Source organism: Streptomyces sp. NBC_01264 (genome assembly GCF_026340675.1).
Taxonomy (GTDB): domain Bacteria; phylum Actinomycetota; class Actinomycetes; order Streptomycetales; family Streptomycetaceae; genus Streptomyces.
Window position 1 is genome coordinate 3,815,856 of the sequence record NZ_JAPEOX010000001.1, and the last position, 16,273, is coordinate 3,832,128.

The 16,273-nt window shown below is 73.8% G+C and carries 14 protein-coding genes, 1 tRNA gene and 1 pseudogene; 10 read left to right on the top strand and 6 right to left on the bottom strand.

Features of this window, described 5'->3' with window-relative positions; genetic code table 11:
- On the bottom strand, positions 1-900 hold the full coding sequence (locus tag OG435_RS17610; protein ID WP_266877797.1) for a spermidine synthase: 900 nt from the start codon (positions 898-900) through the stop codon (positions 1-3).
- Between the two features lie 34 nt (positions 901-934).
- Positions 935-1,351, bottom strand: coding sequence for a hypothetical protein (locus OG435_RS17615; protein ID WP_266877798.1), 417 nt, complete (start codon positions 1,349-1,351; stop codon positions 935-937).
- A 304-nt stretch (positions 1,352-1,655) separates the two neighbouring features.
- Here OG435_RS17615 and OG435_RS17620 point away from each other — a divergent pair, with 304 nt between their 5' ends.
- Positions 1,656-3,008: a tetratricopeptide repeat protein gene (locus OG435_RS17620; RefSeq protein WP_266877799.1), complete on the top strand. Its 1,353-nt coding sequence runs from the start codon at positions 1,656-1,658 to the stop codon at positions 3,006-3,008.
- 27 nt (positions 3,009-3,035) lie between these two features.
- Here OG435_RS17620 and OG435_RS17625 read toward each other — a convergent pair whose 3' ends face one another.
- A complete protein-coding gene (locus OG435_RS17625; protein WP_266877800.1) occupies positions 3,036-3,629 on the bottom strand; it encodes a histidine phosphatase family protein in 594 nt (197 codons plus the stop codon).
- A 148-nt stretch (positions 3,630-3,777) separates the two neighbouring features.
- On the opposite strand from OG435_RS17625, the gene OG435_RS17630 reads away from it, so the two are divergent.
- From OG435_RS17630 to OG435_RS17645, 4 genes are read left to right on the top strand one after another with little or no spacing between them, the layout of a single operon-like run.
- On the top strand, positions 3,778-4,776 hold the full coding sequence (locus tag OG435_RS17630; protein ID WP_266877801.1) for a phosphatase PAP2 family protein: 999 nt from the start codon (positions 3,778-3,780) through the stop codon (positions 4,774-4,776).
- The gene (locus tag OG435_RS17635) at positions 4,757-5,935 is read left to right on the top strand and encodes a hypothetical protein (RefSeq protein WP_266881822.1); all 1,179 of its coding nucleotides are present in this window, start codon (positions 4,757-4,759) and stop codon (positions 5,933-5,935) included. The genes OG435_RS17630 and OG435_RS17635 overlap by 20 nt, the downstream gene beginning before the upstream one ends.
- The gene (locus OG435_RS17640) at positions 5,923-7,527 is read left to right on the top strand and encodes a hypothetical protein (RefSeq protein ID WP_266877802.1); all 1,605 of its coding nucleotides are present in this window, start codon (positions 5,923-5,925) and stop codon (positions 7,525-7,527) included. Before OG435_RS17635 ends, OG435_RS17640 begins: the two co-directional genes overlap by 13 nt.
- On the top strand, positions 7,524-8,867 hold the full coding sequence (locus OG435_RS17645) for an AAA domain-containing protein (RefSeq protein WP_266877803.1): 1,344 nt from the start codon (positions 7,524-7,526) through the stop codon (positions 8,865-8,867). The genes OG435_RS17640 and OG435_RS17645 overlap by 4 nt, the downstream gene beginning before the upstream one ends.
- 81 nt (positions 8,868-8,948) lie before the next feature.
- Here the strand turns inward: OG435_RS17645 and OG435_RS17650 are convergent, their stop codons facing one another.
- Positions 8,949-9,437 carry a MarR family winged helix-turn-helix transcriptional regulator gene (locus OG435_RS17650; RefSeq protein ID WP_266877804.1) on the bottom strand — a complete coding sequence of 163 codons (489 nt, stop codon included), beginning with the start codon at positions 9,435-9,437 and terminating at the stop codon, positions 8,949-8,951.
- A gap of 129 nt (positions 9,438-9,566) precedes the next feature.
- On the opposite strand from OG435_RS17650, the gene OG435_RS17655 reads away from it, so the two are divergent.
- A complete protein-coding gene (locus OG435_RS17655; protein WP_266877805.1) occupies positions 9,567-10,130 on the top strand; it encodes an NADPH-dependent FMN reductase in 564 nt (187 codons plus the stop codon).
- Here the strand turns inward: OG435_RS17655 and OG435_RS17660 are convergent.
- Positions 10,120-11,382, bottom strand: a complete 1,263-nt coding sequence (locus tag OG435_RS17660; protein WP_266877806.1) for a M20 metallopeptidase family protein — start codon at positions 11,380-11,382, stop codon at positions 10,120-10,122. The genes OG435_RS17655 and OG435_RS17660 overlap by 11 nt on opposite strands.
- Positions 11,383-11,520: 138 nt before the next feature.
- Here OG435_RS17660 and OG435_RS17665 point away from each other — a divergent pair, with 138 nt between their 5' ends.
- From OG435_RS17665 to OG435_RS17675, 3 genes and pseudogenes are all read left to right on the top strand, one after another.
- On the top strand, positions 11,521-11,868 hold the full coding sequence (locus OG435_RS17665) for a hypothetical protein (RefSeq protein WP_266877807.1): 348 nt from the start codon (positions 11,521-11,523) through the stop codon (positions 11,866-11,868).
- Positions 11,869-12,011: 143 nt separating this feature from the next.
- A pseudogene (locus OG435_RS17670) lies at positions 12,012-12,585 on the top strand (bifunctional DNA primase/polymerase).
- Positions 12,576-12,649, top strand: a tRNA-Lys gene (locus OG435_RS17675). Before OG435_RS17670 ends, OG435_RS17675 begins: the two are co-directional and overlap by 10 nt.
- 89 nt (positions 12,650-12,738) lie before the next feature.
- Here OG435_RS17675 and OG435_RS17680 read toward each other — a convergent pair.
- The gene (locus tag OG435_RS17680; RefSeq protein WP_266877808.1) at positions 12,739-13,974 is read right to left on the bottom strand and encodes a M6 family metalloprotease domain-containing protein; all 1,236 of its coding nucleotides are present in this window, start codon (positions 13,972-13,974) and stop codon (positions 12,739-12,741) included.
- 399 nt (positions 13,975-14,373) lie between these two features.
- Between OG435_RS17680 and OG435_RS17685 the strand changes: the two genes are divergently transcribed.
- On the top strand, positions 14,374-16,248 hold the full coding sequence (locus OG435_RS17685; protein ID WP_266877809.1) for a putative bifunctional diguanylate cyclase/phosphodiesterase: 1,875 nt from the start codon (positions 14,374-14,376) through the stop codon (positions 16,246-16,248).
- Positions 16,249-16,273 lie beyond the last annotated feature (25 nt).

Sequence of the window (16,273 nt, forward strand, 5' to 3'; positions counted from 1 at the left end):
TCAGCGGAAGACCGACGGCGGGGGCTCCGGCGAGGCCACCGCCGAGGCGTCCGAGACCGGGACGGCGCCGCCCGCGAAGTCGATGAGGGCGCGGCCGTGTTCGACCCGGCCGGGGTGCGGGTCGCTCGCCACCCGTCGGGTGAACTCGGCGACCGGGAGCTCCCGGTCGGCGGCCACCAGCACGGCGTTGCCGAAGCGTTTCCCCCGCCACACCACGGGGTCGGCGGCCAGCGCCAGCTCCGCGAACCGGGACGCGGCGGTGGCGATCTGGCCCCGCAGATGGGAGAGCGGCGGACCGTCCGCGAGGTTCGCCACGTACCAGCCGCCCGGCGCCAGGGCCCGGCGTACGTCGTCCAGGAACTCGGCGCTCGTCAGGTGCGCCGGGGTGCGGGCCCCGCCGAACACGTCGGCGATCACCAGGTCGGCCCAGCCGTCGGGGATCTTCGCCAGCCCGGCCCGGGCGTCGACCGCGCGGACCCGGACCCGCGCCTGCGGGTCCAGCGGCAGGTGTTCCCGTACGAAGGCCACGAGCCCGGCGTCGATCTCGACGATCTGCTGCGTCGAGCGGGGGCGGGCGGCGGCCGTGTAGCGGGCGAGGGTGAAGGCGCCGCCACCGAGGTGGAGGACGTTGAGGGGCTGGCGGGCGGGGGCGTAGAGGTCGATCAGGTGGCCGATCCGGCGCTGGTAGGAGAAGTCCAGGTGTCCGGGGTCGTCGAGGTCCACGTGCGACTGCGGGGCTCCGTCGATCAGCAGGGTCCAGGCGCGCGACCGCTCCCGGTCGGGCTCCAGCGCGGCGTGACCGCCGTCCACCGGCCCGGCCGGGGCCTCGGAGGCGTCCCGGCCGCCGCGCCGCCTGTCGTTGCCCTTGTCGCTGCTCTTGCCCTTGCCCTTGCTCGCCACGCCCTCATTATGGCTGGTCAGGGCCCGACAGGCCCTAGCGGCAGTTGTCCGCGGCCTCGATCAGCCGGGCCGCCTCACCGAGCGCCGCCCGCAGCACCTCCGGGTCGGTGACCGGCCCGACGGCCTCCGGAGGCAGCAGCCAGCCGGTGTCGCCCGCGGTGGGCGAGGTGTCGCCGAAGCGCATGCCGCGCCCGTTGGTGTGCGTACAGGCGCTGCCCGGGAGGTCCCAGGCGTCGGCGGTGCCGGGCGGGACGAGGAAGCCGAGGGTGCTGCCGGAGCTGTCGTGCAGGACCGGGCCGACGCCGCCCGCACGGCTGGCCTGGCCGGCGGCCCGCTGGATGATGTCCACGGCCTCCAGCCCCTGCCGGGTGGGCACCGTGACCAGGTCCGGGGCGCCCGTGAGGAGGGCCGCTCCGGGCTCGGGCGCGGTGTTCGTGTCCGTACTCTCCATGCCGCCCTCCACCAAGGGAACCCCTCCTCGATCCGCGTACGAGCATCGCGGCAGCGGTCCCGGAAGCCGACGGGCTTCCTCCCACTCCGCACGGGTTCAACGCACGGGAACGTCAACAGGTGCGGCGGCAAGACGCTGCAAAGGATGGCAGTTCATGGCGGATCGCGGGTGAGATATCCGTTTTGTAGCCAAACACCGAGTCAACCCTCCGCCGGTGGCGGTACGTTCATGCCCGCCGGGCAGCGCGTCACAGGCACCACACAGTCACCGGCAGCGCAATCACTTGCCCAGAGAGGCCGCGTCCATGGCGACGTCCCCCCACTCACCCAACACCCCCTTCCGGCGGCTGCGCGGTCAGCACTCCCCGGCCGAATTCGCCGCGTTGGTACGCAGGGCGGCGAAGGAAATCGGAGAAACGGTTTCCTGCGACGCCCGTTACATCGGCCGGGTCGAGTCCGGCGAGATCCGCTGCCCCAACTACGCCTACGAGCGGGTCTTCCTCCACATGTTCCCCGGCCGCACCCTGGCCGACCTGGGGTTCTCCCCGCGCGAGACGGTACGGGGACGGCTGGCGCAGCGCGAGCAGGCCGCGCCCTTCTCGGCCTTCGCCCAACGCCCCCACCCCACCGGCTCCCCCGCCCCTTCGCGTTCCAAGGAGAGCGACGTGCTGCGTCGCGCGTTCATGGCGGGGGGCTCCGCGACCGTCGCGGCCGCGACCCTCAGCCTCACCCTGCTCGGCGCAGAGCGAGCCCCCCTCCCCTCCCGCGCCGGCGAGTCCGAGGCGGCCGCCGTCGAGGACGCCGTACGCCAGATCCGGCTGCTGGACGACCGGCACGGCGCCGATGCCCTGTACCGGCGGGCCGCCGAACCCCTGCGCACCGCCTACGCGTTGCTCGACGCGGGGGCGACCCGGCAGTCCACCGAGGACCGGCTGCACGCGGGCGCGGGCGAGCTGGCCATCTCGGTGGGCTGGCTCGCGCACGACTCGGGCCGCTTCGACGACGCCCGCTCGCACTACGCGGAGGCGCTCGCCACGGCCCGGGTCTCCGGGGACGCCGGTCTGGAGGCGCACGCCTTCAGCAACATGGCGTTCCTCGCCCGGGACTGCGGGCGCCCCCGCGAATCGGTACGGGCGGCCCAGGCGGGCCGCCGCGCCGCCCGTTCGCTCGGTTCCCCGAGGCTGCTGTCGCTGCTCGCGCTGCGGGAGGCCGGCGGCTGGGCGGGGCTGTCCGACCGCAAGGCCTGCGAGGAGGCGCTGACCCGGGCGCACACGGAGTTCTCGCGCGGTGAGGCGGGGGCGGATCCGGAGTGGATGTCCTTCTTCGGCGAGGCCGAGCTGGAGTCCCTGGAGTCCCGCTGCTGGGCCGCGCTCGGCGAGCACGCCCGGGCCGCCCGCCACGCCCGCCGGGCGGCGGACCTCCAGGACCCGCACTTCGCCCGCAACGTCGCCCTCTACACGGCGGAGCTGGCCGACAACCTGGCCCACGCGGGCGCCCCCGACGAGGCCGCCTGGGCCGGCGGCCGGGTCCTGGAGCTGCTGGAGGAGGTCCAGTCGACCCGCATCCAGTCGATGCTGGCGGCAACGGCCCGCACCCTGGTCCCCCACCAGCGCTCCCCGCGCGTGGGCTCGTTCCTCGCCAAGCACGCTTCGGCCTGACTCCGCTCCTCAAACCCCGGGGCTGGATTACTCCAGGTGCCCCGTGTCGTTCCAGCGCTCCAGCGCGGGGGCCCCGTACGCCCAGCCCAGGACGGACAGGGAGGTCGGCTCCAGGCGGATGCGGGCGCCGAAGGAGGCGTCGAAGCCGAGCCAGCGTGCGGCCAGGGTGCGCAGGATGTGGCCGTGCGCGAAGACGAGGACGTCGCGTTCGGCCGAGCGGGCCCAGGTGACGACCTCGTCGGCGCGGGCCGACACGTCCGCGACGGACTCACCGCCCGGGACGCCGTCGCGCCAGATCAGCCAGCCGGGCCGGATCGCCTGGATCTCGGCCGGGGTCATGCCCTCGTAGTCGCCGTAGTCCCACTCCATCAGCGCGTCCCAGGGCTCCGCCTGGATGCCGAAGCCGGCCAGGTCACAGCTCTCGCTCGCCCGGACCAGGGGGCTGGTGCGCACCTCCAGCCCGCGCAGGCTCGCCCACGGGTCGCGGGCGAGGCGCTCGCCGAGCAGCTTCGCGCCGCGCTTCCCCTCCTCCAACAGCGGCACGTCGGTGCGTCCGGTGTGCTTGCCGAGCTGGGACCACGCCGTCTGGCCGTGACGGGCCAAGAGGATGCGGGGGGCCATATGAGTTCTCCCGGTCGAGGGGGTGCGGTGGGCGGAGCAACGACGGAACCGACTATTCGCACTGCTTTGCGGGGGTTCCGTCGCCGCTCCATCATCCATCAGGTGAACACCACGCAACCCTTACCTCTTCACACACGTCATATGCCGTATGACTAATAGGCGGCAGCCTCCGCGCTGGTGGGCCGAACTGCTGCTCCTCGGGCTCGTCTACGCGACGTACTCGGGCGGCAGACTCCTCGCCCGGGGCGACGTCGGGATGGCGGTGGACCACGGGCTCGCGATCCTGCGCATGGAGGAGCTCCTGGCCCTCGACCTGGAGCGACCGCTCAACCGGCTCTTCACCGGCCAGGCGGTCCTCGGCATACCCGCCGACTTCGTCTACGCCTCCCTGCACTACCTCGTCACCCCCGCGGTGCTGGTCTGGCTCTACCGGCGCCGCCCCCAGCAGTATCGATTCGCCCGCACCTGGCTGATGATCTCCACCCTCCTCGGGCTCGTCGGCTTCGCCCTGGTGCCCACCTGCCCGCCCCGGCTGCTCGACGCCTCGTACGGGTTCACCGACACGATGGCCCGCTACAGCTCCTACGGCTGGTGGGGCGGGGAGGCCAGTGCGCCGCGCGGGCTCGGCTCCTTCACCAACCAGTTCGCGGCCATGCCCAGCCTGCACGTGGGCTGGGCGCTGTGGTGCGGGGTCATGCTGTGGTGCTGCGCCCGCCGGCCGCTGGTCCGGGCGCTCGGCGCCGCGTACCCCGTCGTCACCACCGTCGTGGTCATGGGCACGGCCAACCACTACTTCCTCGACGCCGTCGCCGGGGCCGCCGTGATGGGGGCCGGCTACCTCGCGGCCCGCGCCCTGCCGGCCCGGATCGCCGGATACACCGGGCTCACCGCTCCCACCGGGTCTCCGCACACCACCCGAACAGCCGGTTTCCTCCGTAAGTCCACGATTGTCAGTGGCGGATGGGAGACTTCCGCGGGTGAGCTCCTACCCGTCCAGCGGTCAGCCGCCGCAGACCCCGCCGCCGCCCCCCGGACCGACGACGGGTCCGGCGGCATGGCAGGCGACGCAGGCCGCCCGGGCCCCGCAGGCCGCGCAGCCGGCGAGTCCCGCGAATCCCCCGAAGACGCTGCGGCAACGGCTCGCTGATCTGCGCGGCCCCGCCGTGGCGCCGCGCCCGCTCGACGCCCGCGCGCTGGCGGCCCTCGCCGCCAACCCCGGCTGCGGCAGACGCGCCCTGCTCGACGGCGCCGGCGTGGACAAGACCGTCCTCGCGGCGGCCCTCGGCTCCCCCGCGGCCTTCGGGCAGTCGCAGTTCGCCATCGTGCGCGGCAACTCCTTCGAGGCCAAGGTCAAGGGGGACGGCGGAGCCGAGCTCCTGCGGCTGGTGTACGAGCACCTCGGCGCGGGGCCCGCCGGCGCGGCCGGCCCGCCCGGACCGGACGCACTGACCCCCGACCTCACCGCCGCGGGCCCCCAGGGCCGCGCCGCCCGCACCGCGCTCGCCCTGCGCGAGGCGACCGCCGCCGGGGCCTGGACCCTGCTCGACCACCCCATGCTCGCGCTGGAGGTGGCCGGCTCCCCCGCCTACCTGGAGCCGGACGCGGTCGTCGTGCACCCCGACGGGCGCTGGACCGTCGTGGAGATCAAGTCGTTCCCGATGATCGACGGGGCCGCCGACCCCGCGAAGGTGGGCGCCGCCGCCCGCCAGGCCGCCGTCTACGTCCTGGCCCTGGAGACGACCGCCGCGAAGGTGACCGGCGCCGAGGTCGGGCACAGGGTGCTGCTCGTCTGCCCCAAGGACTTCTCCAACCTGCCCACCGCGGCCCCGGTCGACGTCCGCCGCGAGCGTTCGGTGACCCGGCGCCAGCTGGAGCGGCTCACCCGGGTCGAAGAGCTGGCCGGGGCCCTGCCGGAAGGTCTCACCTTCGATCCGGCGTGCTCCGCCGAGGAGCTGACCGAGGCCGTCTCCGCCGTGTCCGCCTCCTACGCCCCCGAGTGCCTGGCCGCCTGCGAGCTGGCCTTCCACTGCCGGGACCGGGCCCGCACGGCCGACGAGGTGACCGCGCTCGGCCGCTCCGTACGGGGCGAGCTGGGCGGGCTGACCACGGTCGAGGCCGCCCTCGCGGCGGCGGCCGGTCACTGCGCCCCCGCAGGCACCGGCGCCGCAGACACCGGCCCCGCCTCCGGCGTCGCCTTCGACGACCCCACCGCGGCCGCGCTGCGGTACGCCGCCCGGTTGCGCGCCGAGGCACTGGAGCAAGCCCCCGCCCGCATCCGCCCTAAGGTCGTCGAATGTCCCTGCTGAACACCCTGGCCCGGCTGGAGGCCGTCCGCGCCGGGCGGGCCCAGCCGCTGGCGACCGTACGGCACCGGCATCTCGGTGAGCAGCCGCTGGTCTTCGTACCGCTGACGACGGCGGGTGAGGCCGGGGCCCCGCTGGGCGCGATGTTCGGCACCGACCCGCACGACCCGCGGATCCTGGTCGTGCCGCAGCCGCGCGACCGGGACATGCGGTGGGAGTTCCTGGCCGAGCTCGCCCGGAACCTGATGCCGTACATCGACGGGTTCGCGGACGCCGTCGAGCCGGTGGAGCGGACCGAGACCGACCCGGAGACGGGCAAGCGGGTCAAGGTGGAGGCCGAGCTCTGTCTCGACGCTCCGCAGCTGATCGTGCCGAGCCGCGCGGGCGTCGAGTACGTCCGGCTGCTGGGGCGGTCCATGCGGTTCCGGCGGACCGCCGAGGAGGACCCCGAGAACCCGTATCCGGTGCCCGCGCAGGTCCCCCTGCTGGGCCGCTGGTTCACCCACTTCGCCGAGCGCTCCCGGGTGCCTGGGTCCTCGATGCTGATGTCGGCGACGGACCTGCTCGCCCGGCACTGGGCGACCGGCCAGAGCAACCTGGAGGACCAGCACCTGCAGGCGCTGCTGGCTTGGATAGACCCCGCGGAGGGGACCTCCGGCGCCGAGCAGGCGCTGCGTGCCGAACTGGGCCGGGACGAGCACGGCCAGTTGCTGCTCCCACCGGCCGGTCCGGCCACCGATCCGGCCTTCGACAACAAGCTGCTGGCCCCGGCGATCGCGAAGTTCGACGCGGCACGCATGACCGAGCCCCGGGACGGCGACGGTCCGCGGTTCGCCGAGCGGGCGCTCCGGCGGCTGGTCGTGGACCAGATGCAGAGCACCTGGTGGGCCGTGTGGCACGCGCTGGACCTGATGCGCGAACTACCGGCGGGCGAGCGGGCCGAGGACCGCTGGACCGGTGACCGCTGGTCGTACACCGGCCACCGGGACCGGGTCCGGGCGGGCGAGGGCCCGCAGCCGCGCCGCGACGACGCGGTGACGGCCGCGCGCAAGCTCGCGGCGCGGGAGACCGAGCAGGTGCGGCTCGACGCCCAGGAAGCGCTGGACGACCTGCTGGTGATGGCGGGCCGGCGGCTCTCGGGCGAGGCCTTCGCCGGGGAGGTCACCGAAGTGGTCATGGAGTGGACGGAGTCGAAGCGGCCGAGCCCGCGCCCCCTGGTGTGGGTGGCCACGGAGGACCGGCCGCAGCTCGCGGAGGACGGCACGGGCGGCAGCAGCGGCGGCGGCCCGAAGGTGTACCGCTCGCTGGACGGGCGCCCGCAGAGCGCGCAGTTCGTACGCCGGGAGGAGGACGGCCGGCTCGTGCTGCGCGTCCTCGACAAGATGGGCCGCGGCAAGGACCCGGAGCCGGGCTCGGTGCCGGAGAAGGGCGACCGCGTGTGCTGGACGCTGTTCGAGCACGATGCGCGCGGCGGCCCCAAGCTGCCGGACGCGGAGCAGACCCCGTGGACCCACGGCGGCCCGCCCGCGCACCTGACCGGTGACGCCCCCGTGCTGCCGCTGCCCGACCCCGTGACCGCCGAGGACCTCCTGTGAGCACCGCGAGCACCGCTTTCGATCCGGGTGCGGCCGCCGGCCGGGCCACCGACGCCATCCTGCGCGACACCCTGCACGGCGGGGCCCGGGGCGTGGTCGTCGACTCCCCGCCCGGGGCCGGGAAGTCCACCCTGGTGGTGCGGGCCGCCCGGGACCTGGCGGCGGCCGGGCGCCGGCTGATGGTGGTCGCGCAGACCAACGCCCAGGTCGACGACCTGGTGCTGCGGCTGCACGCGAAGGACCCGGAGCTGAAGGTGGGCCGGCTGCACAGCAGCGAGGGCGACGCCTACGATCCCGCGCTGCGCGACCTGGACTCGGTGGTCCTCTCGGCGAAGCCGGGGGAGCTCGCGGGGCTGCCGGTGACGATCTCGACGGCGGCCAAGTGGGCGTGGGTCAAGGACGTGGAGCCCTGGGAGCACGCCATCGTGGACGAGGCGTACCAGATGCGCTCCGACGCCCTGCTGGCCGTGGCCGGGCTGTTCGACCGGGCGCTGTTCGTGGGCGACCCGGGGCAGCTCGACCCCTTCAGCGTGGTCGGGTCCGAGCAGTGGGCGGGTCTGTCCTACGATCCCTCCGCCTCGGCGGTGTCCACCCTCCTCGCGCACAACCCGGACCTGCCGCAGCACCGGCTGCCGGTGTCCTGGCGGCTGCCGGCTTCGGCCGCGCCGCTGGTCTCCCGCGCCTTCTACCCGTACACGCAGTTCCGCAGCGGTACGGGCCCGGGCGAGCGGCGGCTGTCCTACGGGGTCGCGGGCGACGGCTCGGGCCCCGACCGGGTGCTGGACGAGGCCGCCGAGTCGGGGTGGGGGCTGCTGGAGCTGCCGGCCCGGCACACCCCGCGCACCGACCCGGAGGCCGTCCGGGCGGTGGCCCTGGTGGTGCGCCGGGCGCTGGACCGGGGCGCCGTGACGGTGGACGAGCAGCCGGGCGGCCCGTCCCCGCTGACGGCGGACCGGATCGCGGTGGGCACCGCGCACCGGGACCAGGCGGCGGCGGTCCGGGCGGCGCTGTCGGCGCTCGGGGTCACGGGGGTCACCGTGGACACGGCCAACCGGCTCCAGGGCCGCGAGTACGACCTCACCGTCGTCCTGCACCCGCTGTCGGGCCGGCCGGACGCGACGGCCTTCCACCTGGAGACGGGCCGGCTCTGCGTCCTGGCCTCCCGGCACCGGCACGCCTGCGTGGTGGTGGCCAGGGCGGGGATAGCGGAGCTCCTGGACGCCCACCCGTCCTCGGAACCGGTGCAGCTGGGCGTGACGATGAAGTTCCCGGACGGCTGGGAGGCCAACCACTCGGTGCTGGCGCACCTGGCCGAACACCGGGTGGTCTGGCGGCCGTAGCCCGGCGGATCAGCGGCGCAGCGGCGCAGCGGCGCAGCGGCGCAGCGGACAAGCAGGTCAGCGGACAAGCAGGTCGGCGACTCAGCGGGTCTTGCGCTCGACGCCGAGGCGGGTGCGGAGCAGTTCGCCCACCTCGGCGAAGGTCTGCAGCTGCTCCGGGGTCAGGATGTCGATCAGGTGGCGGCGCACCGATTCCACGTGGAGCGGGGCGGCCGTCATGATCGTGGTGACGCCCTGCTCGGTGAGCACCACTTCGGCGCCGCGCCCGTCGTGGACCACCTCTTCGCGGCGGACGATGCCCCGCTGCTCCATCCGGGTGAGCTGGTGGGAGAGCCGGCTGCGGGACCACTGCATGAGGACGGCGAGGGCGCTGATGCGCATGCGGTGGCCGTCGGTGGAGCCGAGCACGGACAGGACGTCGTAGTCGGCTTCGGAGAGCCCGCTGTCCTGGGTCAGATCGCGCGCGATATCGGCGTTGACCAGCGGGAACATCCGCCGCCAGGCGTACCAGGCCTGCTGTTCGGGCGCGCTGAGCCAGCGCGGTGCGGTCTCACCCTCGTTCTCGGTCATGGTCGCAGTCTAGACCGATACGTGACACGTCACCTATCTAGTTGACACGTCACCCACTCCTGCGTTCTCATAGGCCCCACGCCATAGGTGACACGTCAACAAAATCCCGAACGCGCCCGAGGAGCCACCATGAGCCCCCGCCCGATCCGCCTGCACGTCGTCTCCGCCTCCGTGCGCCCCACCTCCGCCGCCCGCCCCCTGGCCCGCTGGGCCGCCGACCGGGCACGGGGACGCTTCGAGGTCACCCCCATCGATCTCGCCGAGATCGCCCTGCCCTTCCTGGACGAACCCGAATACGCCTCGACCGGGATCTACACCCACCCCCACACCCGCGCGTGGAGCGCCCTGGTCGACTCCGCCGACGCCTTCCTCTTCGTCCTGCCGATGTACAACGGCGGCTTCACCGCCCCCTTCAAGAACGCCATCGACTTCCTCTACCGCGAATGGCAGGGCAAGCCGGCCGGGCTGCTCTCCTACAGCGACGGCGGCTCCGGCGGCGCCCCCGCCGGACGGATGCTGCGGCCGGTGCTGGAGGCCGTCGGCATGGTGCCCGCCGAGGCCTCGGCGGCCGTCCCGGGCATGGCCGGGCTGGTCACGGCCGACGGGTTCCGCGCCCCGGAGGGCCTCGCGGGCGAACTCGCGATCGTACTGGACGAGCTCGCCGCCCTCGCGAGGACGCCGGTCAGCGCGTGACGAGCGCCCCCGTCAGGTGGTCGTACGCGGCGTGCGCGTGCAGCCGTACGCCCGTGAGCAGGGTGTCGTCGTCGGCGTAGAAGCCGGGGTGATGGTTGCCCACCAGGCCGCGCCCGCCGGGGACCGGCACCGGTTCGCCGCTCGCCGGGTCCAGTGCGGTGTCCTGGACGCCGAGCATCACGTACAGCCCGCCGAAGCGGGTGATGAACTCGGATACGTCGTCGTAGCCCAGCGTGCCGCCGACCTCCACCACCCGGTCCGCGCCCGCGACCCGGCGCAGGGTGGGCAGCGCGGCCTCGACCCAGGCCGCGTCGTTGTGCACGGCGGGCACGTCCTGGAGCAGTTCGACGGTCGCGGAGGCCCCGTAGGCCTCGGCGGTGTGCTCGGCCAGTACCGTCAGCCGGCGCTTGACCTCGGGCATGTCCCGCTCCTCGGCGCAGCGGATCGTGCCCCACAGGGTGACGGTCTCGCCGATGACGTTGAACCGGCCGACGTCCTCGATGTGCCCGATGGAGACCGTGACCGGGGAGTACGCCGACACCTGCCGGTAGAGCTGGCCGATCCCGGTCAGCAGCGCCCCGACCGCGGGCATCGGGTCGATGCCGTGCCAGGGGGAGGAGGCGTGCGACTGCCTGCCGGTGACGGTGACGCGGACCAGGCAGGAGGCCCCGTACATCGGGCCGGACTTGTAGCCCACCCAGCCCTTGGGGTGCGGGGTGACGTGCATGCCGAAGGCCATCGTGGGGACGGGGTCCGCGAAGGCCCCCTCGGCCACCATCAGCCGCGCCCCGCCCTCCTCGTCGACCGGCGGACCCTCCTCGGCGGGCTGGAACACGAACAGCACGGTTCCGGGCAGCCGTTCCCGTACCCGTACGTCGGCCAGTGCGCGCGCGGCCCCGAGGAGCATCGCGGTGTGGCAGTCGTGGCCGCAGGCGTGCGAGGCCGCGCCGGTGGCGGCGAAGTCCGCGCCGCAGCGGTCGGGGACGGGCAGGGCGTCCATGTCGGCCCGCAGCGCCGCCACCCGCTCCCCGGGCAGGCCGCCGCGCAGCACCCCGACCACCCCGTGCCCGGCGATGCCGGTCCGCACCTCGTCCAGTCCGAAGCCGGCGAGCTCCCGCGCCACGAGCCGCGCGGTGGCGGCCTCGCGGTTGGGCAGCTCCGGATTGCGGTGCAGATGACGGCGCCAGCCGATCACCTGCTCGATGCCCTCGTCACAGAGCTTGTCCAGCTCCTCGTGCACACCATGGGTCATACGTACGTTCTAGCCCATGGGCAGGTCCTCTCGGGCGCCCTTGCGCGAAGCGGGACAATGGACGGTGGCCCGGAAGCTTTCGACCCCGCAGGCTCCTCGGCCCGGAAGCCTTTTCCCACGTCCAGCAGGAGGACACGCATGGCAGAGCCCGAGCGGACCGAGCGGAGGCTGCGGCCCGCGCAGTTGCTCTTCGAGCCGTCGGAGACCGTCACGGACCCGGAGCACTTCTTCGACCTCGAATCGATCGACGACCCGCGGGAGCTGCTGGCCCGGGCCACGGAGCTGACCCTGGCCTTCCGTGCCGCCCAGGAGCGGGCGGTGGAGTTCCAGGCGGTGGCGGCGGCGCAGCTCGCGGACCCCCGGCGGTTCGACCGGCTGCCGCCGGCGGCGATCGCGGAGCAGGCCGAGTGGACCGAGGACTACGCCCGCAAGATGATCGAGTTCGGCGAGTCGCTGCTGCGCGGCACCGCCCCCGAGGGCACCTGAGGTCACGCCGGGGGACACGCCCGGCCGTGACCCCTGGCATATGCGGAGCGCAACATACCCCAGTCACACCCGGCCTGTCCCGGTTTCCCGTAACTCCCGGAGATCGGTCCGCTACCGCGGGTAGACCTGGACGCATGACGACGATGACCGGCTGCCCCGCGCTCGACCTGCGGACGACGACCGCCTCCGCGACCCACGTCACCCCGGCCGGCGCCGCCTGGCTGGCCTCGTCCTCCGCCCAGCCCGGAGGCACGCTGGCCGCCTGGCAGGCCCGGCCCACCGCGCCCGCCGTGCTGCCCTGCGGGACCGCCTTCGACGTCGTCAACGTCCCCCTCGCCCTCGGGCGCCGGATGCTCGACCTGCTCTGGGCCGAAGGCCCGGGCTCCGGGCCGGCCGCCGTGCACCGCGGGCGGACCCTGCTCTTCGCCACCCCCGGCACGGCCCACCGCCTCCCGGCCCTGCTGGCCTGGGAGGAGTGGAGCACCCCGGTGCCCGCGCCGCTCTGCCACGGCCCCGGGGACGCCGTCACCGTGCCCCCGCTGGCCGCCGACGGGGGGCCCTCGCGCTGGCTCGTGGCGCCCGACTCGCGGCTGCCCTGGCTGCCCGGACCCGAGGCGCTGCTGTGGGCCTTCGTCCGTGCCACCCGAGCTGCGGATATCGATTTTTCCGATCGCCGCTCGGGGTGCTAATGTCTCTCTCGTCACCAAGCGCCGCTAGCTCAGTTGGTTAGAGCAGCTGACTCTTAATCAGCGGGTCCGGGGTTCGAGTCCCTGGCGGCGCACAGACGGAGAAAGACCCCCATGCGAGTGGGGGTCTTTTTCGTGTCTCCCGGTTCACCGGTCTCCCGGTCACCCGCCTCCCCGTTCGCCCCTATCTGGTGATCTTCACCGTGTACGCGCCCGACTGCGTCCGGTCCGCCACCTCGATGGTGACCCCCTCGCCCGGGACGGTGAAGGTCTCCCCCACCTCCAGCGGAGCGTCCGCCAGCGGCGGGTACACCGACCGGTCCCAGCAGGCCTCGGTGTCGGGATGCGCGTCCACGACCTCGATCGGCCCGCCGCCCGAAGCCGCCTCGTTGCGGACCCGGTAGACGAGGACCCCTTCGGTGCAGGTGTCCCCGTCGTTGCCGGCGGAGCCCCGCGCCTCGACGGCGATCGCGCTGCCGGGGCCCGTACGGACCACCGCCATCCGCGTGCCGCCCGTACCGCCCGGGCGCGGGACCTCGGACAGCGGCTGGAGGGTGTGCAGGGAGGAGCCGGATCCCACGCAGTCCACCTGCGAGGCGTCCAGCCAGCCGAGCTTCCACTTCTGCCAGGCGAAGAGGTCCGGGGCCATGCCGAACTGGCTGCCCATGACGTCCCAGTCGCCGACGTACGTGTCCCAGTCGCCCTTGCCGTCCGTGGGCCGGTGGTAGAGGTCGGGCAGGTCGAAGACGTGCCCGGTCTCGTGGGCCAGTACGTTGCGGTCCGGCGGGTGCTTCTCGAAGACCGTGACGATGCGGCGCAGGTCGGCGCCGTCCGCCCGGATCGGCTGCTCGAAATTGACGACCTTGGTGGCGTCGGAGTCGACGCCGGGCGCCTCCGGGTCGGCGACGAAGTAGACGACGTCGTACTGGCTGAAGTCCACCGAGGCGTCCGCTCCGGCCACCGCGTCGCGCAGGTAGGCGGCCCGGTCCGCCGGGGCCCAGTCGCGCTGTATCCCGTAGGCGGCGGACGGCTTCGGCATCTGGATCCACCGCTTCTGCGGGTGCGGGACCAGCCGGAAGCGGCCGTAGGAGGCCCGCTCGAAGAACTCGCTGGTCGCCGGGAAGTAGTCGGCGGTGAGCTGCTCGGTGGTGAGCGTGGTGCGGTGGTCGGGGAAGGAGAGGAAGACCATCACCGCGTTGAGGGTGCGCTCGGGCTTGGGGTAGGCGCCGTTCCAGCTGTCCAGCCCCAGGGAGTGGTGGGCCGCGGTACGGGTCAGCGCGCAGGGGCCGGCTCCGGGAGAGGCCACCGCGGGTCCCGCGACGAGCGACATGGCGGCGAGCGCCGTCAGGGAAGTGAGCGCCGCCGCCGTGGTTCGCATGCGGGAGCGGTCCACTCCCCCGGGTGTCTGCTGTCGCGGCACATCGACCTCCGGTGGTGGATTAGTACCTGTTCATCCACCTTGGGGCGATTGTCTTACTAATGCCCTGTTCCGCTGCCCCACACGAGTGAGCACTAGGGCAAGCCGGTGACGCCGGGTTTCGCACATGCACCTACGGAAAGTCACGACCGATCAGGTCGGGTCAGTGGTGGGCGCCGGATGCTCACAGCCGTGCGGAAACGATCATTCGCCGTCAGGCCGACGAACCGTCATCACACCGAACTCCCGCGTCACACGCGGCGTCGCCGCTGGATAGGGCCGTCCGGGAGCCTCTATGATCGGCACACTTTCCTGCACGGACACTCACACGCACTGCGGGAGCCAACGGTGAGCGGAACCCCAGATGGACCCGGTTCGGCGGCCGACAGCATCCGACCGGCCATGACGCAGCGTCACCCGGCGGCGCCGGCGACAACGGCAACTCCGGACCGCGACGACCGCCGGGCCGACTACCGGGCCGACCACCAGGCCGAGTACGGAACCGAGTACGGCACCGAGTACGAGGCCGACTACCGGGCCGCCTTCAACGCGGCCCACCTCCCCATGGCCGTGGTCGACCGCACCGGCCACATCGCCGGAGCCAACGAGGCCCTCGCCGCGCTCCTCGGCTCCGAGCCGCACCTCCTCGCCGGGCAGTCCGCCGCCGAGCTGGTGGACCTGGCCTCCGAGGCCCGGACCTGGCAGGCCTACCAGGAGGTGCTGCGCGGCCGGCAGGCCCGGCTCCGCTGCACCCGCCGCCTCAAGCACCCCGACGGGCACTCCCTGTGGACCGAGATCACCCTCGGCCCCGTCCCCGGCACCGGTGACGTCCTGCTCTCCGTGGCCGACATCAGCGACCGGCGCGACCTCCAGGCCCGGCTGCGCCACCTCCAGATGCACGATCCGGTGACCCGGCTGCCCAACCGTGCCCTGTTCTTCGAGCGGCTCTCCGCCGCCCTGGAGGCCTCCTCGTACGGGCAGAGCGGCACGGGCCGGATCGGCCTCTGCTACCTGGACCTCGACGGGTTCAAGGCCGTCAACGACACCCTCGGCCACCGGGTCGGCGACCGACTGCTGACCGCCGTCGCCCAGCGGCTCACCCAGTGCGCCGACCAGTCCGGCTACGGGCGCACCGGCGGCCACCTGGTGGCCCGGCTCGGCGGCGACGAGTTCGCCCTGCTGGTCGAGGAGTCCACCGGCACCGAGCAGCTCGCGGACCTGGCGCGCAGCGTCCTGGCCGCCGTACAGGAGCCCTTCGACCTGGCCGGCCAGCGGCTCTCGGTCTCCGCGTCGATCGGCGTGGTGGAGCGGGCGGCCGCCGGGACCTCGGCGACCGGCCTGATGCAGGCCGCGGACACGACCCTCTACTGGGCCAAGGCGGACGGCAAGGCCCGCTGGACCCTCTTCGACCCGGAGCGCAACGCGCACCGGATGACCCGCCAGGCCCTCTCCTCGACGCTGCGGCCGGCCGTGGAGCGCGGCGAGTTCACCGTGGAGTACCAGCCGCTCGTGGACCTGGAGAGCGGGGCGGTGCGCGGGGTGGAGGCCCTGGTGCGCTGGAACCACCCGCAGTTCGGCCTGCTGACGCCGAATCGGTTCATCGGAATTGCCGAAGAGGACGGCTCCATCGTCCAGTTGGGCCGCTGGGTGCTCCGGACCGCCTGCCGGCAGGCCCGGCGCTGGCAGATCGAGCAGCCCAGCGACTCCCCCGTCTTCGTCTCCGTCAACGTGGCCGTCCGCCAGGTCTGGGACTCCGACCTCGTCGGCGACGTCGCCGAGATCCTGGCGGAGACGGGCCTCGCCCCCCAGCTCCTCCAGCTCGAACTGACGGAGTCGGCCGTCATGGGATCGGCAGGCCGCCCGCTCCAGGCCCTCCAGGCGCTGAGCGACATGGGGGTGCGGATCGCCATCGACGACTTCGGCACCGGCTACTCGAACCTCGCCTACCTCAGCCGCCTGCCCGTCTCCGTCCTCAAACTGGACGGCTCCTTCGTCCGCGGCTTCCGCTACGAGGAGGGCTCCCACCCGAACCCGGCCGACGAGACCATCGTCGAAGCCCTGGTGCAGCTCGCGCACCGGCTGGGTCTGACGGTGACCGCCGAATGCGTGGAGACCGCCGGCCAGGCAGCCCGCCTGCGACGCGTCGGCTGCGACACCGGCCAGGGCTGGTTGTACTCCCGGGCGGTGGCCCCGGAGGCGATCGCCGCCATCATCAGCCGCCAGGCGGCGGCGGGCCCCGCCCAGCCGGAGGGGCCCGCGCCGCATCCCGAGGTGTGAGCCGAAGGCCCCGAAGGCCCCGAAC